14 protein-coding genes are annotated in these 19553 nt (G+C 59.2%); 5 read left to right on the forward strand and 9 right to left on the reverse strand.

All coding sequences use genetic code 11. The features are described from left to right. Positions 1-7: 7 nt before the first annotated feature. The 3 genes from ltaE to F3J36_RS00365 all read right to left on the reverse strand — a co-directional run bounded on the left by ltaE (position 8) and on the right by F3J36_RS00365 (position 3809). Complete coding sequence (ltaE, locus tag F3J36_RS00355; protein ID WP_059008976.1) at positions 8-1009, reverse strand: low-specificity L-threonine aldolase; 1002 nt, start codon at positions 1007-1009, stop codon at positions 8-10. A gap of 69 nt (positions 1010-1078) precedes the next feature. Further along, entirely contained in the window at positions 1079-2800 is a 1722-nt protein-coding gene (gene poxB / locus F3J36_RS00360; protein ID WP_166718625.1) for a ubiquinone-dependent pyruvate dehydrogenase, read from the reverse strand. 109 nt (positions 2801-2909) lie between these two features. Beyond that, positions 2910-3809, reverse strand: coding sequence for a lysine exporter LysO family protein (locus F3J36_RS00365; RefSeq protein WP_021508365.1), 900 nt, complete (start codon positions 3807-3809; stop codon positions 2910-2912). 133 nt (positions 3810-3942) lie between these two features. Between F3J36_RS00365 and F3J36_RS00370 the strand changes: the two genes are divergently transcribed. Next, complete coding sequence (locus tag F3J36_RS00370; RefSeq protein ID WP_166718626.1) at positions 3943-5583, forward strand: ATP-dependent endonuclease; 1641 nt, start codon at positions 3943-3945, stop codon at positions 5581-5583. A gap of 90 nt (positions 5584-5673) precedes the next feature. On the opposite strand, the gene cspD is transcribed toward F3J36_RS00370, so the two are convergent. Continuing rightward, positions 5674-5895 carry a cold shock-like protein CspD gene (gene cspD / locus F3J36_RS00375; protein ID WP_058757774.1) on the reverse strand — a complete coding sequence of 74 codons (222 nt, stop codon included), beginning with the start codon at positions 5893-5895 and terminating at the stop codon, positions 5674-5676. A 323-nt stretch (positions 5896-6218) separates the two neighbouring features. On the opposite strand from cspD, the gene clpS reads away from it, so the two are divergent. Beyond that, a complete protein-coding gene (gene clpS / locus F3J36_RS00380; protein ID WP_021508363.1) occupies positions 6219-6539 on the forward strand; it encodes an ATP-dependent Clp protease adapter ClpS in 321 nt (106 codons plus the stop codon). A gap of 55 nt (positions 6540-6594) precedes the next feature. Beyond that, on the forward strand, positions 6595-8874 hold the full coding sequence (clpA, locus tag F3J36_RS00385; RefSeq protein ID WP_021508362.1) for an ATP-dependent Clp protease ATP-binding subunit ClpA: 2280 nt from the start codon (positions 6595-6597) through the stop codon (positions 8872-8874). 93 nt (positions 8875-8967) lie between these two features. Here clpA and infA read toward each other — a convergent pair whose 3' ends face one another. The 5 genes from infA to trxB form a co-directional block, all read right to left on the reverse strand. After that, positions 8968-9186, reverse strand: coding sequence for a translation initiation factor IF-1 (gene infA, locus F3J36_RS00390; protein WP_002211347.1), 219 nt, complete (start codon positions 9184-9186; stop codon positions 8968-8970). A 346-nt stretch (positions 9187-9532) separates the two neighbouring features. Next, a complete protein-coding gene (aat, locus tag F3J36_RS00395) occupies positions 9533-10225 on the reverse strand; it encodes a leucyl/phenylalanyl-tRNA--protein transferase (protein WP_058769537.1) in 693 nt (230 codons plus the stop codon). A 32-nt stretch (positions 10226-10257) separates the two neighbouring features. Continuing rightward, positions 10258-11988, reverse strand: coding sequence for a cysteine/glutathione ABC transporter ATP-binding protein/permease CydC (gene cydC / locus F3J36_RS00400; protein ID WP_166718627.1), 1731 nt, complete (start codon positions 11986-11988; stop codon positions 10258-10260). Then, entirely contained in the window at positions 11988-13760 is a 1773-nt protein-coding gene (gene cydD, locus F3J36_RS00405; protein ID WP_166718628.1) for a cysteine/glutathione ABC transporter permease/ATP-binding protein CydD, read from the reverse strand. The genes cydC and cydD overlap by 1 nt, the downstream gene beginning before the upstream one ends. Positions 13761-13905: 145 nt before the next feature. Beyond that, a complete protein-coding gene (gene trxB / locus F3J36_RS00410; RefSeq protein ID WP_166718629.1) occupies positions 13906-14871 on the reverse strand; it encodes a thioredoxin-disulfide reductase in 966 nt (321 codons plus the stop codon). Positions 14872-15392: 521 nt separating this feature from the next. Between trxB and lrp the strand changes: the two genes are divergently transcribed. Together lrp and F3J36_RS00420 are read left to right on the forward strand one after the other, a co-directional pair. Then, positions 15393-15887 carry a leucine-responsive transcriptional regulator Lrp gene (gene lrp, locus F3J36_RS00415; RefSeq protein ID WP_006118610.1) on the forward strand — a complete coding sequence of 165 codons (495 nt, stop codon included), beginning with the start codon at positions 15393-15395 and terminating at the stop codon, positions 15885-15887. A gap of 119 nt (positions 15888-16006) precedes the next feature. Then, the gene (locus F3J36_RS00420; RefSeq protein ID WP_166718630.1) at positions 16007-19426 is read left to right on the forward strand and encodes a DNA translocase FtsK 4TM domain-containing protein; all 3420 of its coding nucleotides are present in this window, start codon (positions 16007-16009) and stop codon (positions 19424-19426) included. Positions 19427-19553 lie beyond the last annotated feature (127 nt).

Here is a 19553-nt window from a genome sequence, read left to right on the forward strand (position 1 = left end):
TGCGGCGTTACGGCTGGAGAAAGGCCTGCCAGCGCGCCACCAGCTGCTGTAATTGCTGGCGGCTGACATCCAGATGGGTGACGATGCGGGTCTGCGGTCCTACGCTGAGCAGCACGTCGCCCGCCTGCATCCAGCGCTGTAGCGGTGCGACCTGCTCCGCCGGCACTTTCACGAACAGCATGTTAGTGTGCTGGCTCACCACTTCCACACCAAGAGCGCTGAGCTGCGCGCCGAGCCACGCGGCGTTGTCATGATCCTCCTGCAGACGCGCCACGTTGTGCTGCAGCGCGTAGAGACCGGCAGCCGCCAGAATGCCGGCCTGGCGCATGCCGCCGCCGGTCATTTTGCGCCAGCGCCGCGCCTGCTCGATATAAGCTTCATCACCACACAGCAGGGAGCCGACCGGCGTGCCCAGTCCTTTCGACAGGCAGATGGTCAGGCTATCGCAGTAGCGGGCGATATCGATCAGCTGCACCCCCTGCGCCACCACGGCATTAAAGATGCGCGCGCCGTCAATGTGCAGCGCCAGCTGGCGCTCGCGGGTAAATTGCCACGCCTGTTCAAGGTAGCTCAGCGGCAGCACTTTGCCGTGATGGGTATTTTCCAGGCTCAGCAGGCGGGTGCGGGCAAAATGCATGTCGTCCGGCTTAATGGCGGCCGCCACGTCGTGCAGCGGCAGCGTGCCGTCGGCAGCCGCGAGGATCGGCTGCGGCTGGATGCTGCCGAGCACCGCGGCACCGCCAGCCTCATATTTGTAGTTGTGCGCCTGCTGGCCGACGATGTACTCATCACCGCGCTGGCAGTGGCACAGCAGCGCCACCAGGTTGGCCTGGGTGCCGGTAGGGAAGAACAGCGCAGCCGCTTTACCGCTCAGGCGCGCCGCTTCAGCCTCCAGCGCATTGACGGTGGGATCATCGCGATAGACATCATCGCCGGTTTCGGCCGCCATCATCGCATCCAGCATCGCGGCACTCGGGCGGGTCACGGTATCACTGCGTAAATCGATCACGTTGTTCTCCTGACATAAAAAAGCGGGCTAAGCGCCCGCATGGTGATTAATCCGGCAAGTCTCTTCGTTTTACCGCAGCCAGTTGGTTTTCGCCAGCTCGACGATTTCATCACCGCGGCCATTCAGGATCGCGCGCAGCATGTACAGGCTGAAACCTTTAGCCTGCTCGGCTTTGATTTGCGGTGGCATCGACAACTCTTCCTTGGCGGTGATCACGTCCACCAGCACCGGACCGTCGTGGGCGAACGCCTGTTGCAGCGCGCCATCCAGCTCCGAGGCTTTCTCCACACGGATCCCTTTGATGCCGCAGGCGGTGGCGATGGCGGCGAAGTCCGGGTTCTCCAGATCGGTGCCGTCAGTGAGATAGCCGCCGGCTTTCATCTCCATCGCCACAAAGCCGAGCACGCTGTTATTGAAGATCACCAGCTTCACCGGCAGCTTAAGCTGCGCCAGCGAGATGAAATCGCCCATCAGCATGCTGAAGCCGCCATCGCCGCACAGCGCGACCACCTGACGCTGTTTATCGATGGCCTGTGCGCCCAGCGCCTGCGGCATGGCGTTGGCCATCGAACCGTGGTTAAACGAGCCGAGCAGACGGCGCTTGCCGTTCATTTTCAGATAGCGCGCCGCCCACACCGTTGGCGTGCCGACATCACAGGTAAAGATGGCGTCATCAGCCGCGTAGTGGCTGATCTGCTGGGCCAGATACTGCGGGTGAATCGCCTGCTTATCGTTGGCGGTCGCCAGATCGTCCAGCCCTTTGCGCGCATCCGCGTAATGCTCCAGTGCGCGATCGAGGTGATGACGGTCGCTGTGGCTGGTGAGCTGCGGCTGCAGCGCCTGTAGCGTGGCTTTGATGTCACCCACCAGCGCCATGTAGACGTGACTGTGCGCGCCGAGGCTGGCCGGATTGATATCAATCTGAATAATGCGCGCGTCCGCCGGGTAGAACGGGCGATAAGGGAACTGGGTGCCGAGCAGCACCAGCGTGTCGGCGTTCATCATGGCGTGATAGCCGGATGAGAAGCCGATCAGCCCGGTCATGCCGACGTCGTACGGGTTGTCGTACTCGAGGTGCTCTTTGCCGCGCATGGCGTGCACCACCGGTGCTTTCAGCGTTTCGGCCAGCTTTACCACTTCCGCATGAGCACCGGCGCAACCGCTGCCGCACATCAGGGTGATATTTTTCGCCTCATTGAGCGTTTCTGCGAGACGCGTCAGTTCACTGACCGACGGCACCACCTGCGGCAGCTGCGGCGGATACCATTCGCTGCGCGCATTCTCCGGCGCCGCCTGCAGCGCCACGTCACCCGGCAGCACAATCACCGATACGCCGCGATTGAGGATGGCTTTACGCATCGCAATGCCGAGCACCTGCGGCAGCTGTTCCGGATTGGAGACCAGCTCACAGTAATGGCTGCACTCGCGGAATAACTCCTGCGGATGGGTTTCCTGAAAATAGCCGCTGCCGATTTCGCTGGAAGGAATGTGCGCGGCAATCGCCAGCACCGGAACATGGTTGCGATGGCAGTCAAACAGGCCGTTGATCAGGTGCAGGTTGCCAGGGCCGCAGGAGCCGGCGCACACCGCCAGCTCACCGCTGATTTGTGCTTCCGCCCCGGCGGCAAAAGCGGCCACTTCTTCATGGCGCGTTGGCATCCATTCAATGGTGTCCATGCGGTTGAGGCTGTCGTTCAGTCCGTTGAGGGAGTCACCGGTTACGCCCCAAATGCGTTTTACGCCGGCGCTCTCCAGCGTTTTGGCCAGCAGGGCCGCCACTGTTTGCTTCATCGTTCGCTCCTATCTGGTGTTGGCCATCCAGTCGGATGGCAAAAAACATGTCAGAGAGAAAGCGTAGACGAAGCCGCAGCGCAGCGGGCGTGAAAAAATGCGCTGCGCGTCAGGCGGAAAACAGGGCGATGAGGATCGGTGCCAGCAGGTTCATGATAAAACCGTGCACGATGGCCGCAGGCACAATCTCCATTCCGCCGGCACGCTGCAGAATCGGCAGGGTAAAATCCATCGACGTGGCACCGCTCAGCCCGAGTGCCATACTGCGGTAGCGGTTGACCAGCACCGGAATCAGCAGCACCGCAGCCAGCTCGCGCAGCAGATCGTTAAAGAAGGCGGCGCTGCCGATCACCGGGCCGTACGCTTCGGTCATCAGAATGCCGGACAGCGAATACCAGCCGAAGCCGCTGGCCAGCGCCAGTCCGGTTGACAGCGAAACGCCGAGCAGCCACGCTGCCAGTACCCCGCCGCCCAGCGAGCCGCACAGGGATACCAGCGCTACCGTCATGCCGCGCCGGTTCAGAGTGATCTGGCGCAGCGTCATGCCGCTGCCGCGCAGCTGCACGCCAACCAGGAACAGCAGCACCACCAGCGCAATTTCGCTCAGGGTGGAGGCATGGCGCAGCGGCGCCCATTGGGTTAATCCCAGCAGGAAACCGGCCAGCACCGCCACACACAGCTTGAGTGACTCCAGCACCATGTGCCAGCGCGACGGCAGATTCTGCTGGCGATGCTGCTGCCGCCACGGCCAGCGGCGATCCAGCAGCCACAGCGCCAGCAGCGAGCAGCTCAGAATGGCACCCGCGGCAATCAGCGCGGTTTTAAACACGATCAGCAAATTGGTGCCGAGATTGTCGAGAAAGGCGAGGCTGGTACCCATAAAAAACAGAATGGCGTAAATCAGCAAACTCAGCAGGCGGTTAACGCGCTGCAACAGCGCAGGCTGATGCCACGGCAGCAAATAGCCCACCATCAGCGGCACCAGAATGATAAGCAGTCCGGTATACATGAAAATGACGTCCTTTTTTGCGAGACGCCACGCTAATGGAAAATGCCTGAAGTGTAAACCTTTTCTCCCGCTGCCGACTTGACCAACGCAGCGCGGCGGACCATGCTCTGGCAAAGCACGGAGGGACTGCGCGATGATTCTGGAACATATCGATATACACGGCTTTCGCGGCATTAACCGGTTATCGCTGCCGCTGACCGACACCAACCTGCTGATTGGGGAAAACGCGTGGGGTAAATCCAGTTTGCTGGATGCGCTAACGCTGCTGCTGGCACCGGCCGCTGAGCCCTATAGGTTCACCGAACAGGACTTCCATTTTCCGCCCGGTGAGGTGGAAGCCCGGCGGCATAAGTTGCAGCTGGTGTTTCGCTTTCGCGCGCAGGGCGATGAGCATGAAGCGCTGTTTGCGCCGTTCTGGCAGCAGGATGACGCGGGGCGCTACCTGCGCTTCAGTACGCTGGCGACGCGCCAGGGCAGCGAAGTCAAAACCCGCTGGCGCTTTATTGACGCGCGTGGCGAGGTGCTGCCGCTGGCGGGCACCGACGCCGCGCTGGCGCAGTTGCGCGCGTACTATCCGGTGCTGCGCCTGCGTGATGCGCGCTTTGGCCGGCGGTCGCGTCATAACGACAACGACACGCAGCGGCGCGCTGATACGCTAAGCGCGCTGGCGCAGGAGATGCATAGCCTGACGCGCGATCTGGTGGCGCGGCCGCAAACCCTGAGCGACGAGCTGTTGCGCCAGGGATTGCATACCATGCAGCAGCTGATGGCGCACTATTTTCTGGTCCAGCAACCGGACACGGGCGCCGCGCGGGTTGCGCCGGAGCTGCGTGATGGCAGTCAGGGCTGGCGTTCGCTCGATCAGCTCAATCAGCTGATCGCCGGTACCGAATCGCGCAGTCGTCAGGTGATTCTGCTGCGCATGTTCTCGCTCCTGCTGCAGGCGCACGGCAGCGATGCGCTGCCCGCAGGCGCGCGCCCCTTGCTGCTGGTGGAGGATCCGGAAACGCGGCTGCATCCCATCATGCTGTCGGTGGCGTGGAATCTGCTGGCGCTGATGCCGCTGCAAAAAATCGCCACCACGAACTCCGGTGAGCTACTTTCACAGGTGGCGCTGGAGCAAATCTGCCGACTGGTGCGCGAACCCGATCGCGTGGCGGCGTGGCGTATCGGGCCGGAAGGATTAAGTGCCGAAGAAGCGCGCCGTATCGGCTTTCACATCCGCGTTAATCGGCCGTCGGCGCTGTTTGCCCGCTGCTGGTTGCTGGTAGAGGGTGAAACCGAAGTGTGGATCATCAATGAGCTGGCGCGGCAGCGCGGCTACCATTTTGCCGCGGAAGGCGTGAAGGTGATTGAGTTTGCGCAGTCCGGGCTTAAGCCGCTGCTGAAATATGCGCGCCGCATGGGCATTGCCTGGCACGTGCTGACTGACGGCGACGAGGCCGGAAAAAAATATGCCGCCACCGCGCGCAGCCAGCTGCAGGCGCATGAGCAGGAGAGCGACCATCTCACGCAGTTCCCGGCGCCCGACATCGAACACTTCCTTTATAAGCAGGGCTTTAGTGATGTCTATCACCAGATGGCGCACCTGCCGTTAAACGTGCCGATGAACGCGCGGCGTATTATTACCAAAGCCATTCATCACAGCTCGAAGCCGGAACTGGCGATTGCGGTGGCGATGGCAGCGGCCGAACGCGGGCCGCAGGCGATTCCGCCGTTGCTCGATCAGCTGTTTGGCCGCGTGATGTGGCTGGCGCGCGGTCGGGCAGAGTAACACTGACGCGGGACGCCAAAGAAAAATGCCAGCGTCTGCGGCTGGCATTTTTTTTCGGGAGTGGTCAGAATGAGAGCAGACGCGCGCCCGTCAGGAGAGTGACGATGCTTCACAGGGCACAATCAGACTGGCATGGTTGCCTTTCGGCCCTTCATGGACATCGAACTGAACGTGCTGGCCCGCTTTCAGCGTTCTGTATCCCTCCATCTGAATCGTGGAGTAGTGTGCGAAGATATCGTCGCCGCCGCCAATCGGACAGATAAAGCCGAAGCCTTTGGCGTTGTTGAACCATTTAACAGTACCCGTCTCCATGCTTTTACTTCCCTCGCAAGACATTTTGATAAGTAGGTGAGGTCATTGAAGCTGTGAGTCGAGTTTGTTTAAAACTCAATCAGCTTGTGTAAGTAGAATGTAGAGAAACGGACCTTATCGTCAAGCAAACGGCCCTGGCGCACGGGGAGAAATTCATCAAAATTTGAGGCAGTTAACGCTATTGCAAATTTTGTGATACAGGTCGCGCATGCGCTTTCAGGACCGATTTTTGCCACAGGAAAAGCGGCTTGACAGGCGTGTTAAACTTGAGGTGAGAGCACAGAAATGTGCGCTACCGTAACGCAGAATTTCAACGGAACATTATGGCAAACACAAACGACTGGCTTAACTTTGAACATCTGGCCGAAGACAAAGTACGCGAAGGGTTAAAGCCGCCTTCAATGTATAAAGTCATTCTGAATAATGACGATTATACACCTATGGAATTTGTTATTGACGTTCTGCAAAAGTTCTTTTCTTATGATGTTGAACGTGCAACGCAACTGATGCTGAAAGTTCACTACCATGGAAAGGCAATCTGTGGTGTATTCACTGCAGAAGTGGCGGAGACCAAAGTCGCCCAGGTGAACAATTACGCGCGGGAAAATCAACATCCGTTGCTGTGTACGCTGGAAAAAGCCTGAAGCTGTCTCCATATAGGATTCAGTCCGTCAGAGCGATAATTGGGGGAGGTGCCAAATGCTCAATCAAGAACTGGAACTCAGTTTAAACATGGCTTTCGCCAGAGCGCGCGAGCACCGTCACGAGTTTATGACCGTCGAACATCTGTTGCTGGCGCTGCTCAGCAACCCGTCGGCCAGAGAGGCACTGGAAGCCTGTACGGTGGATATTGCGGCTCTGCGTCAGGAACTCGAAGCCTTCATCGAACAAACCACGCCGGTGCTGCCTGCCAGCGAAGAGGAGCGCGACACTCAGCCGACGCTCAGCTTCCAGCGTGTGCTGCAGCGTGCGGTCTTCCATGTCCAGTCATCCGGTCGCAGTGAAGTTTCCGGTGCGAACGTGCTGGTCGCCATTTTCAGCGAGCAGGAGTCGCAAGCGGCTTACCTGCTGCGCAAACACGAAGTGAGCCGCCTTGATGTGGTGAACTTCATCTCCCATGGTACGCGTAAAGACGAACCGGGCCAGCCGCAGAACAGCGCGGAAAATCCGGTTAACGAAGAGCAAGCAGGCGGGGAGGAACGTATGGAAAACTTCACCACCAATCTTAATCAGCTTGCTCGCGTCGGCGGAATTGACCCGCTGATCGGCCGCGATAAAGAGCTGGAACGGGCCATTCAGGTGCTGTGCCGTCGTCGTAAGAATAACCCGCTGCTGGTGGGCGAATCGGGCGTCGGTAAAACTGCGATTGCGGAAGGGCTCGCCTGGCGCATTGTGCAGGGCGACGTGCCGGAAGTGATGAAAGAGTGCACCATCTACTCGCTGGATATCGGTTCGCTGCTGGCCGGTACCAAATACCGCGGTGATTTTGAAAAACGTTTTAAAGCGCTGCTGAAACAGCTGGAACAGGATAACAACAGCATTCTGTTCATCGACGAGATCCACACCATTATCGGTGCCGGTGCGGCATCGGGCGGCCAGGTGGATGCGGCGAACCTGATCAAGCCGCTGCTTTCCAGCGGTAAAATCCGCGTGATGGGTTCCACGACCTATCAGGAGTTCAGCAATATCTTTGAGAAGGATCGTGCGCTGGCGCGCCGTTTCCAGAAAATTGATATCACTGAGCCATCGGTTGAAGAGACGGTACAAATTCTTAACGGGCTGAAGCCGAAGTACGAAGCGCATCACGATGTGCGCTACACCGCCAAAGCGGTACGTGCGGCGGTTGAGCTGGCGGTGAAATACATCAATGACCGTCATCTGCCGGACAAGGCGATTGACGTGATCGATGAAGCCGGCGCGCGTGCGCGTCTGGTGCCGGTGAGCAAGCGCAAGAAAACCGTCAACGTGTCGGACATCGAATCCGTGGTGGCGCGCATCGCGCGTATTCCGGAGCAGAGCGTTTCGGCCACCGATCGCGATACGCTGAAAAATCTCGGCGACCGTCTGAAAATGCTGGTGTTTGGTCAGGACAACGCGATTGAAGCGCTGACTGAAGCCATCAAAATGAGCCGCGCGGGTCTGGGGCAGGAGCGTAAGCCAGTCGGATCGTTCCTGTTTGCGGGTCCGACCGGGGTCGGTAAAACCGAGGTCACCGTGCAGCTGGCGAAGGCGCTGGGCATTGAACTGCTGCGCTTTGATATGTCCGAGTATATGGAGCGTCACACCGTCAGTCGTTTGATTGGTGCGCCTCCGGGCTACGTCGGCTTTGATCAGGGCGGTCTGCTGACTGATGCCGTCATCAAGCATCCGCACGCGGTGGTACTGCTGGATGAGATCGAGAAAGCCCATCCGGATGTTTTCAACCTGCTGCTGCAGGTGATGGACAACGGGATGCTGACCGATAACAACGGCCGCAAAGCGGACTTCCGCAACGTGGTGCTGGTGATGACCACCAACGCCGGGGTGCGCGAGACCGAGCGTAAATCCATCGGCCTGATACAGCAGGACAACAGCACCGACGCGATGGAAGAGATCAAAAAGATCTTTACGCCGGAGTTCCGTAACCGTCTCGACAACATTATCTGGTTCCGTCACCTCGATACTCAGGTGATCCATCAGGTGGTGGATAAATTTATTGTTGAGCTGCAGGCACAGCTGGATGCGAAAGGTGTGTCGCTGGAAGTCAGCGATGATGCGCGCGACTGGCTGGCCGAAAAAGGTTACGACAAAGCGATGGGCGCGCGTCCGATGGCGCGTACCGTGCAGGAAAACCTGAAGAAACCGCTGGCTAACGAGCTGCTGTTTGGCTCGCTGGTAGATGGCGGATCGGTGTCGGTTGGACTGGATAAAGAGAAAAACCAGCTCACCTACCACTTCATGAGCGCGGAAAAACGCAAAACCGAGGGCACCGTGCATTAAGCGGGTGCGCAGATAAGAAAAAGGCCGGATTAAAATCCGGCCTTTTTTTTCGCGCTTAGTTTACATCAGCAAACGCGAGGCGAGTGCAACAACTTAGCGACTACGGAAGACAATGCGGCCTTTGCTCAGGTCGTACGGGGTCAACTCGACAGTCACTTTGTCGCCCGTCAGGATGCGGATGTAGTTTTTACGCATTTTACCGGAGATATGAGCGGTAACCACGTGCCCGTTTTCAAGCTCTACGCGGAACATGGTGTTAGGTAACGTATCCAGTACGGTACCTTGCATTTCAATATTGTCTTCTTTGGCCATCGAATCCTCTGGGTGAACTACCAAACTGTTGAACCGGCAAGATAATGCCGAATTCCATGATTTATGTAAAGAAACGTTGGCTGTTTTTGCCAACGCTTCGCCGTGCGTCGCGCCGCTGCGCGTGCATTACGGATAAATTCGGGTGTTTTTGACGTCTGCGGGGGATTAGCGGGCTAAGAATCTGCAGCAATCGGCATCGGGTGCACAACTGAAACAGCTTCGGGAACAGGGTGAGATTCCCAGCCTGGCAATTCCGGCTCGCCACAGCGAAGCGCGGACGACATACCAAACTCGCTTATTGTATCACTTTTGTCGGGAATTGTGTGCAAAACATCTGCGGGGTCGGTCAAAAAAGGGTTTGTGTTTGCCAGCAGCCGGTCTGCACCGGTTGCCACGCCAGCGTTTGCACGTATTGCAGATAGTCGACACGCGGAATTTCAACTGCGCCCAGCGAGGCGGTATGCGGATTCAGCACCTGACAATCGATCAGCCGTCCCTGATGCGCAATAAAGTGCTGTGAGAAAACCCACAGCGCGGTTTTGGAGGCGTTTTCCGCCCGGCTGAACATCGACTCGCCGCAAAAAATCTGTCCGAGCGCCAGGCCATACATGCCGCCAACCAGGCGTTGATCCTGCCAGACTTCGATTGAGTGCGCATGGCCCAGCTCATACAGGCGCAGCCAGGCGCGTTTCACTTCAAAGGTGATCCAGGTGCCTTCCTGACGCCCGCTGGCGCAACCTTCCACCACTTGTGCAAAAGCGTGATTCATGGTGACGCGATAGGGCGAACGGCGATGGAAGCGCGCCATGCTGCGGCTGAGATGAAACGACTCCGGCAGCAGGACCGCGCGTGGATCTGGCGACCACCATAAAATTGGATCGCCGGGCGAAAACCACGGAAAAATACCGCGCTGATAGGCATTCATCAGGCGGGCAGGGGAGAGATCGCCGCCCATGGCCAGCAGGCCGTTTGGCTCTCGCAGCGCCATCTCCGGCGGCGGGAAATTGAGCGAATCCCGGGAAAGTTGTACCAGTCTCATGGCGTCGGTCACCCTCAGGCTAAACGCATAGACTATAGCGCAAAGCGCTGCTGGAAACGCCAGTAGCGTCCCGCTTTTGAGATTAATTCGTCATGGTTGCCGGATTCGATAATCTGCCCACCGTCAAGCACACAGATGCGATCCATTGTTTCCAGTCCGCTCAGGCGATGCGTCACCATGATCAGCGTTTTTCCCTGGCTAACCTGCTGTAGCAACGTGAGAATCTGCTGCTCGGTCGCAGCATCCAGACCTTCGGTCGGCTCATCCAGCAGCCACAGATCGCCATCGTGCAGCAGCGCACGGGCAATCGCCAGCCGGCGCAGTTCACCGCCGGACAGCGGCCGGCCGCCTTCTCCCATCCACGCATTCAGTCCTTCGCTGTGCTGCGTCAGATGCGCCAGCCCAACCCGCTGCAATACGTCAATCAGCTGTGCATCGCTGGCCTGTGGTGCTGCCAGTAGCAGATTAGCGCGCAGCGTCTGGCTGAAAAGATGGACGCGCTGCGTGACAACGCTGATGCGCTGACGCAGGCTGGTTTCGTCCCACGCCGTCAGATCAATCCCGTTCAGGCGAATCGTGCCGCGCTGCGCTTCCCAGCCGCGCGTGATCAGCGCCAGCAGGCTGGATTTCCCGCAGCCGGTCGGGCCCAGCAGCGCCAGATGTTCACCGGCTGCTAACGTCAGAGAGAAGTTGTGCAGCACCGCTTCTGGCCGCTGCGGATAGCTGAAATCGATCTGTTCCAGCGTCAGGCTGAGGCCGCGCTGCGTCGCGACCGGTTGTGTCGGGAAGTGAATCGCTGGCGGTTGATCGATGATCTCCTGCACGCGCTGCGCCGCGTGCGTCACCTGCGCCAGTGGCAGAAATGCGCCGGCCACCGGTGCCAGCGCTTCAAACGCGGCCAGCGCGCAAAATACAAACAGGGCAATCAGTGCACCCGGTGTGCTATTGTTACCGACGCCGCTGGCGGCCAGCCACAGCAGCAGCGTAACGGTACTGCCGGCGATCAACGTAAGCAGGCTCTGCGCCAGCGCCTGCAGCCGGTGTTGGCGCTGCTGCGCCTGTTGCCACGCACGTTCTTCCTGATCCAGCCGCTGTCGCCACAGCGCCGCCGCGCCGTAAATCTGCAGCTCGGCCAGTCCGCTGAGCCAGTGCGTCAGTTGCAGGCGCCAGCGAGCCTGGTAACGGGCAATGTGCGCGCCGGTGCGCGCGCCGAGTCGCCAGAACAGCGGCGGCATCAGCAGCAGCGTCAGCAACATGATCGCCCCGAGCAGCAGCGCCAGTCGCATATCGAGTAGCGCCAGGCCACAGGTCACCACCACAATCACCACCGCCGCACCCAGTAGCGGAGAAATAACGCGTAAATAGAGATGGTCGAGGGTATCGACATCGCTGACAAAGCGGTTCAGCAGTTCGCCGTGACGAAAGCGCGCCAGCTGCGCCGGTGCCAGCGCCATCAGCCGGCTGAAGGTAAAGACGCGCAGATGCTGCAGCACGCGGAAAGTGGCGTCATGGCTGACCAGCCGTTCAAAATAGCGCGCGGCGGTGCGGGTGATTGCTGCGCCACGCACGCCGGCTGCGGGCAGCATGTAATTGAAGCTGTACAGGCCGGCGACGCCAGCCAGCGAGGAGGCAGCAAGAAACCAGCCGGACAGCGTCAGCAAGCCGATGCTGGCGAGCAGCGTGACAATCGCCAGCACCACGCCAAGACCTAAACGCCACGGATGGCGGCGATACAGGCGCAGGAAAGGCAGTAACGTGCGCATCAGGCAATCTCCTTCTGACGATGCTGCGCCAGCTCGCGCAGCGGGCCCGCTTCAGCGATCAGCTGTTGCCAGTGGCCCTGCTGCACCAGTTGTCCGGCCTGCATCACCCACACCTCATCCCACTGGTCGAGGGCGTGCAGCTGATGGGTAATCATTAACGTAGTTTGCTGCTGTGCGGCCTGCTGTAGCGCGCCCATCACGTGCTGCTCACTCTGGCTGTCGAGCCCGGATCCCGGTTCGTCCAGCAGCAGCAGGCGGGCCGGTTTCAGCAGCGCCCGCGCAACGGCGATGCGCTGTGCCTGCCCAACGGACAGGCCGATGCCGCCATCGCCAACTGGCGTATCCAGCCCTTGTGGCAGACGCGACAAAAATTCACTGACGCCAGCGCGCTGCAGCACGGCGGTCAGCGTGGCCTCGTCCAGCGGCGTGTCAGTAAGCTGGAGATTGTCACGCAGCGTCGTCGCCGGCAGCTGCGGATTTTGTCCTACCCAGGCCAGCTGCTGCTGCCAGCTACTGCGGCTGATGTCGCGCAGTTCCTGGCCGTTAATGCACAGTGAACCCTGGTAGGGCAGAAAACCGAGCAGGACATTCATCAGCGCACTTTTTCCGGCCCCGCTTTGTCCGACCAGCGCCACGCGCTGACCGGGAGTAAGGCTGAAATTCAGCGGCTGTGACAGCGCCTCGCCGGTGGCGGTCATGATCACCAGATCCTCTGCCCGGAGAGAAAGTGGCGCGTCAGCATCCAGCGTTTGCGTGGCCGCCTGCGGCGCGCGCTGGGGCGTTTCGCGCAGGAAGGTATCCAGCGCGTCTGCACCGCCCACCGCCTGCGCTTTGGCATGGTAAAAGGTGCCAAGATCGCGCAGCGGCTGGAAAAATTCGGGGGCAAGAATCAGCGCGAGGAAACCGGCAAACAGCGTCACGCCGGTGCCGTAGTGGCCAAAATTGAGTTCACCCAGGTACGAGAAGCCGAAATAGACCGCGACCACGGCAATCGCCAGCGAGGCGAAAAACTCCAGCACCGCAGAGGAGAGAAAGGCGAGGCGCAGCACTTCCATGGTGCGCTGACGAAAATCCTGGGTAGTGGCGGCAATCGCCTGCTGCTCAGCGTCCGCGCGGTGAAACAGGCGCAGCGTTTCGCGTCCGCGCAGCCGGTCATAGAAATCGCCGCTCAGGCGCGCCAGCGCAAGAAAATTACGCCGATTGGCATCGGCCGCACCCATGCCGACCAGCGCCATAAACAGCGGAATCAGCGGTGCGGTCGCCAGCAGAATCAGTCCGGCGGCCCAGTTAATCGGAAAAATGGCGATCAGGATGGCGCAGGGCACAAACACCGCCAGCGACATCTGCGGCAGATAGCGCGCGTAATATTCCTGCATCTCTTCAATCTGTTCCAGCAGCAGCGTTGCCCAGCTCCCGGCCGGTTTGCCCTGAATCCAGGCCGGACCGAGCGCGTTCAGCCGGTCCAGCACCTGTTGCCGCAGTGCACGGCGAATCGCCACGCCGGCCCTGAAACCGGCCATCTCACGACCGTAGTGCAGCGCGGCGCGCAGTGCGAAGCACAGCAGTAGTAACAGGAAATCACTCACCAGTTCAGCGCGGGGTTGCTGTTCCACCAGCAGTTTTTGCAGCAGGGAGGCCAGTAGCCAGGCCTGGGCGATGAGGATTAACGCCGCAGCAAAACCTGCCAGCGAAGCCAGTCGCAGGCTGCGTGCGCCATGATGACGTTGCTGGCGTAACCAGCGCAGCAGTTCGTGTTGCCGTGATTTGTTCATGCGAAGCCGTTTGATCACCGTGACGAGAGGCAAAATCCGACGCTAAATGCCGGACAGACGGGTGGCAGAACTGTAGCACGCAGGCGATAAAAAAGGCGACCAAAAGTGGCCGCCTCAGTGCAATTATGATCAGATAATTAACAACTTACTTATCGTTTTTAACCAGACCATCCAGATAACGTTCCGCATCCAGCGCGGCCATACAGCCGGTACCGGCAGAGGTAATGGCCTGACGATAGATGTGGTCCATTACGTCACCGGCAGCGAACACGCCCGGCACGCTGGTCTGCGTCGCGTTGCCCTGCAGGCCGGACTGCACTTTGATATAGCCGTTTTCCAGATCCAGCTGGCCATCGAAAATCGCCGTGTTCGGACTATGACCGATGGCGACAAACAGGCCCGCCACTTCCAGCGAGACCGGGGCTTCACCTTTGGTTGACGAGAGTTTCAACCCGGTGACACCCATCTGATCGCCTACCACCTCATCCAGCGCGCGGTCAGTGTGCAGCACGATGTTGCCGTTACGCACTTTCTCCATCAGGCGGTCAATCAGGATTTTCTCAGCGCGGAAGCTGTCACGACGGTGAATCAGGTGCACTTCGGAAGCGATGTTCGCCAGATAGAGCGCCTCTTCAACGGCCGTATTACCGCCGCCGATAACCGCGACTTTTTGGTTGCGATAGAAGAAACCATCACAGGTGGCGCAGGCCGAAACCCCTTTGCCTTTGAATACCTCTTCTGACGGCAGGCCAAGGTAGCGCGCTGAAGCACCGGTCGCGATGATCAGCGCATCCGCCGTGTATTCGCCGCTGTCGCCGGTCAGGCGGAACGGACGGTTCTGCAAATCAACCGTGTGAATATGATCAAAGATGATTTCGGTGTTGAACTTCTCAGCATGCTCCTGCATGCGTTCCATCAGCGCAGGGCCGGTCAGATCGTGCGGGTCGCCCGGCCAGTTTTCGACTTCAGTCGTGGTGGTGAGCTGGCCGCCTTTTTCCAGTCCGGTAATCAAAACCGGGTTCAGGTTAGCGCGGGCGGCATAAACCGCTGCGGTGTAACCGGCAGGGCCGGAGCCCAGAATGAGCAGCTTACTGTGTTTGGCCGTACTCATGCGTTCCTCAGTGTGTGTCTGACAACATAGTTTTCGATTGTAGGGAAATTACTGTCGCAAAAAAAGGTTTCAGCAATTTTGTTAACAATCACTGCAAGCGGCGTAGACGATGAATGGCAATTCTGCACGTTCGCTGCGCCAAAAGGGGGCATTGCTCGGCAATTTGTGGTGCAGCTGTATAAAAATTCTCATTTAAAAACAGCAACCCAGTACGCTGTCTGGCATCTTGTACTGAATTTGGATGTTTTACTTTGACAATCGCCTGCGCTTTTGCGAAAACATTGTCAGAAGCAGAGAAAATTTAGCGGTTCGAAACAGAATTTCAGCTCTGTTTTGCGCAATTTCGCCAAATAAACTCAGCCTGACATTGGTAATGACGCATGATGTGGACAGACAGCATGCGTCATACGGATGGTCGCGTTACTGCACAGGCTTAAAGACTTCACTTCAGTAAGGCCCTGAACATTGAACGTTTTCAGGGTTTGGCAGGTAAAGGGAAGGAATTAAGAGAGACAATAATAATGGTAGACAACAAGAAACGCCCCGGAAAAGATCTGGATCGGATCGACAGAAATATTCTGAATGAACTGCAGAAAGACGGTCGTATTTCCAACGTTGAGCTTTCAAAACGTGTCGGCCTCTCGCCAACACCTTGTCTTGAACGCGTACGTCGCCTGGAACGTCAGGGTTTCATTCTGGGCTACACCGCGCAGCTGAACCCGCACTATCTCGATGCTTCACTGCTGGTATTCGTTGAGATTACTCTGAATCGCGGCGCGCCGGATGTGTTTGAACAATTTAACGCCGCCGTACAAAAACTTGAGGAAACTCAAGAATGTCACCTCGTTTCCGGTGACTTTGACTACCTGTTGAAAACCCGCGTGCCGGATATGTCCGCCTACCGTAAACTGCTGGGTGAGACCTTGCTGCGCCTGCCGGGCGTCAACGACACCCGTACCTACGTGGTGATGGAAGAGGTCAAACAGAGCAATCGTCTGGTGATTAAGACCCGGTAACGCAGGGCAGGTGCAAAGCTTGCAGGATTTCGGTACACTCCTGTGAATTCATACAGGACCAGCGTCAGGCAAGCCTGGCGCTGTTGCCTTCTTAATTTACAGGCACCTGGAGAGTTCTCTTGAGCCAGGAATATACAGAAGATAAAGACGTTTCATTACAACCACTGAGCAGCGGACGTCGGCTGCTGGAAGCGTTGCTCATCCTGGTGGCCTTGTTTGCCATCTATCTGATGGTGTCGCTGGTTAGCTTTAATCCCTCCGATCCCAGCTGGTCACAAACCGCCTGGCACGAGCCGATCCACAATCTGGGCGGCAGCGTGGGCGCATGGCTGGCCGATACCCTGCTGTTTATTTTTGGTGTGATGGCCTACGCCATTCCGCCAGTAATTATTGGTCTGTGCTGGATCACCTTCCGTCAGCGCGATCGCCAGGATTACATCGACTATTTTGCGGTGGGCCTTCGGCTGATTGGCGTGCTGGCGCTGGTGGTGACTACCTGCGGACTGGCTGCGCTGAACGTGGACGATATCTGGTATTTTGCCTCCGGCGGCGTAATTGGCAGCCTGGTGAGCAATGCGATGGCGCCGTGGTTCAGCGGTGCCGGTGGCACGCTGACGCTGTTGTGCGTCTGGGCGGCGGGTATCACGCTTTATACCGGCTGGTCCTGGCTGGCGATTGCCGAGAAGATCGGCAGCGTGGTGATGGGCGTGCTGACCTTTGCCAGCAACCGCTCGCGCCATGATGAACCCTGGCAGGAAGAAGACGACTACGACGAGGCGCACCCCGACGAAGCGGTTCCGCCACTGCGCGCTGCGCCGGCTCAGGACGACGAAGATGACGTACTGCTGGCTAAGCCCCTACAGGTAGCGGAACCTGTGGCTGAAGTCGCCAGCGACGATCCCCTGCTGGCGAAAGCCAGTGCGGCTACCGCGGCTGCGCTGGCCGCCACCAGTGACGCCGCACGTCAGGCGCCGGCCGTCGCTGCGCCTGAGCCATCCGCACCGCCGGTAAACGTAGCTCCGCAACCTGCGCCGTCACAGCTGACTGCGGCTGCTCCGGCATCGGTATCCGTTGCCCCTGCGCCTGCGGCGCCAGCTATTCCGCCAGCAGAACCTGCGCCAGCGGCTCCTCCGTTATACCGCTTCGAAGTGCCTGCGTCACCGGCCGCCGACGCCTTCTCGCTCGCTGAAGAAGACGATGGCCCGCGCATGGGTAACTGGCAAAGTGCCGATCAGGGCGCCACACCGCTGAATACGGCAGCCGCTGCCGCACTCGGTTCAGCGACGGCCGCCGCTGCTGCCCGCTCTGCGGCTTACACGCCAGCCTTTGATGTGGTGCCGGAGCGCGATTACAACCCGCAGGTGAAACAGGGCATCGGCCCGGAATTGCCGCGTCCTAACAAGGTTAAGCTGCCAACCCGGCGTGAGCTGGCCTCATACGGTATCAAACTGCCATCGCAACGCATGGCAGAAGAGAAGGCCCGTGAAGAGGCCGATCAGCAGCAGCCGGAAATCAGCGCCAGCTGGCAAGTGCCGCAGCCGCACGATGATGACAATGCTGCGCTGCAGGAAGCCCAGCTGCGCGAAGCGTTCCATTCGCAGCAGCAGCAGCGGTACGGCGACAGCTGGCAGCAGCAGCCGGCAGAGGAAGAAGATGAAGAGGCGCTGCAGCAGGCTCAGCTGGCGCAGCAGTTTGCTCAGCAGCAGCAACAGCGTTACAGCCAGCCTGAGCAGGAGAGCGCGCCGGTATTTAATCTGGATACCTCAGCCGCGTTTGATTTCTCTCCGATGAAAGATCTGGTTGATGACACGCCGAGCGAACCGCTGTTTACCATTGCCGCCACGCCAGAGCCGGACGCTCCGGCCCAGTGGCAGCAGCCAGCGGCACCTGAGCCGGCGGTACCCGCATCGCTGAGTGAGGAAACCAGCCCGTGGTCAACGCCAGACGACGAGGTTTACGCCGCGCCGGCTGAAACGCCGAAGCCTGTCGCCCCTGCGCAGGACAGCCTGTTCCACCCCTTCCTGGTACGTCACGAACAGCCGCTAGAGAAACCTTCCACGCCGCTGCCGACGCTGGATCTGCTGACGTCGCCGCCGGCGGAAGAGGAGCCGGTGGATATGTTCGCACTGGAACAGACCGCGCGTCTGGTTGAAGCGCGTCTGGCGGATTACCGCGTGAAAGCCGAAGTGGTGGGCATCTCTCCAGGGCCGGTAATCACCCGCTTTGAACTGGATCTGGCGCCGGGCGTCAAGGCCGCACGTATTTCTAATCTGTCGCGCGACCTGGCACGTTCGCTCTCTGCCGTTGCGGTGCGTGTGGTTGAGGTGATTCCGGGCAAGCCTTATGTCGGCCTGGAGCTCCCCAATAAACATCGTCAGACCGTTTACCTGCGTGAGGTGCTGGACTGCGATAAATTCCGCGACAACCCTTCGCCGCTATCGGTGGTGCTGGGTAAAGATATCTCTGGTCAGCCCGTGGTGGCCGATCTGGCGAAGATGCCGCACCTGCTGGTGGCCGGTACCACCGGTTCCGGTAAGTCGGTTGGCGTTAACACCATGATCATCAGCATGCTGTATAAAGCCACGCCGGAAGAAGTGCGCTTTATCATGATCGACCCGAAAATGCTCGAGCTGTCAGTGTATGAGGGCATTCCCCATCTGCTGACGGAAGTGGTTACCGACATGAAAGACGCGGCCAACGCGCTGCGCTGGAGTGTGGTCGAGATGGAGCGCCGCTATAAGCTGATGTCTGCGCTGGGCGTACGTAATCTGGCCGGCTATAACGAGAAGATTGAGCAGGCGGCCGCGATGGGCCGGCCAATTCCGGACCCGTTCTGGAAACCGGGCGACAGCATGGACACCACGCCGCCGGTACTGGAAAAACTGCCGTACATTGTGGTGCTGGTTGATGAGTTCGCTGACCTGATGATGGCGGTGGGCAAGAAGGTCGAAGAGCTGATCGCGCGTCTGGCACAGAAAGCCCGTGCGGCAGGTATTCACCTGGTGCTGGCTACCCAGCGTCCGTCGGTGGATGTGATTACTGGCCTGATTAAGGCCAACATTCCGACGCGCATCGCCTTTACTGTGTCCAGTAAAATTGACTCGCGCACCATTCTCGATCAGGGCGGTGCGGAATCCCTGCTGGGTATGGGTGACATGCTCTATATGCCACCTAACTCCTCCATGCCGGTACGTGTTCACGGCGCCTTTGTGCGTGACCAGGAAGTGCATGCGGTGGTGCAGGACTGGAAAGCGCGTGGGCGGCCGCAGTACATCGACAGCATTACCGCCGGTGAAGAGAGTGAAAGCGGTGGTGGCGGCCTGGACGGCGATGAAGAGCTGGATCCGCTGTTTGACCAGGCGGTGGCGTTCGTGGTGGAGAAACGCCGCGCGTCGATCTCCGGCGTGCAGCGCCAGTTCCGTATCGGCTACAACCGCGCGGCGCGGATTATCGAACAGATGGAGGCGCAGGGCATTGTCTCGGAGCCGGGCCACAACGGTAACCGTGAAGTGCTGTCACCGCCACCTCACGAAATGTAAGACTTTTCTCCGCAGTGTTATACCGGGCCAGTGTAAACTGGCCCGTTGTTTATCTGTGGTCCGATCCCCATATCATTGGGAGCTTTCGGCTTTTTCTCCTGTCGAACTGACGGAGCGGCGACTACGG

Source organism: Pantoea sp. Cy-640, assembly GCF_011752635.1.
Classification (GTDB): Bacteria; Pseudomonadota; Gammaproteobacteria; order Enterobacterales; family Enterobacteriaceae; genus Pantoea; species Pantoea dispersa.

Coding starts and splice junctions, on each gene's coding strand:
- poxB (WP_166718625.1), bottom strand. CDS start 2,800: ATGAAGCAAACAGTGGCGGCCCTGCTGGCCAAAACGCTGGAGAGCGCC.
- F3J36_RS00365 (WP_021508365.1), bottom strand. CDS start 3,809: ATGTATACCGGACTGCTTATCATTCTGGTGCCGCTGATGGTGGGCTAT.
- F3J36_RS00370 (WP_166718626.1), top strand. CDS start 3,943: ATGATTCTGGAACATATCGATATACACGGCTTTCGCGGCATTAACCGG.
- cspD (WP_058757774.1), bottom strand. CDS start 5,895: ATGGAGACGGGTACTGTTAAATGGTTCAACAACGCCAAAGGCTTCGGC.
- clpS (WP_021508363.1), top strand. CDS start 6,219: ATGGCAAACACAAACGACTGGCTTAACTTTGAACATCTGGCCGAAGAC.
- clpA (WP_021508362.1), top strand. CDS start 6,595: ATGCTCAATCAAGAACTGGAACTCAGTTTAAACATGGCTTTCGCCAGA.
- infA (WP_002211347.1), bottom strand. CDS start 9,186: ATGGCCAAAGAAGACAATATTGAAATGCAAGGTACCGTACTGGATACG.
- aat (WP_058769537.1), bottom strand. CDS start 10,225: ATGAGACTGGTACAACTTTCCCGGGATTCGCTCAATTTCCCGCCGCCG.
- cydC (WP_166718627.1), bottom strand. CDS start 11,988: ATGCGCACGTTACTGCCTTTCCTGCGCCTGTATCGCCGCCATCCGTGG.
- cydD (WP_166718628.1), bottom strand. CDS start 13,760: ATGAACAAATCACGGCAACACGAACTGCTGCGCTGGTTACGCCAGCAA.
- trxB (WP_166718629.1), bottom strand. CDS start 14,871: ATGAGTACGGCCAAACACAGTAAGCTGCTCATTCTGGGCTCCGGCCCT.
- lrp (WP_006118610.1), top strand. CDS start 15,393: ATGGTAGACAACAAGAAACGCCCCGGAAAAGATCTGGATCGGATCGAC.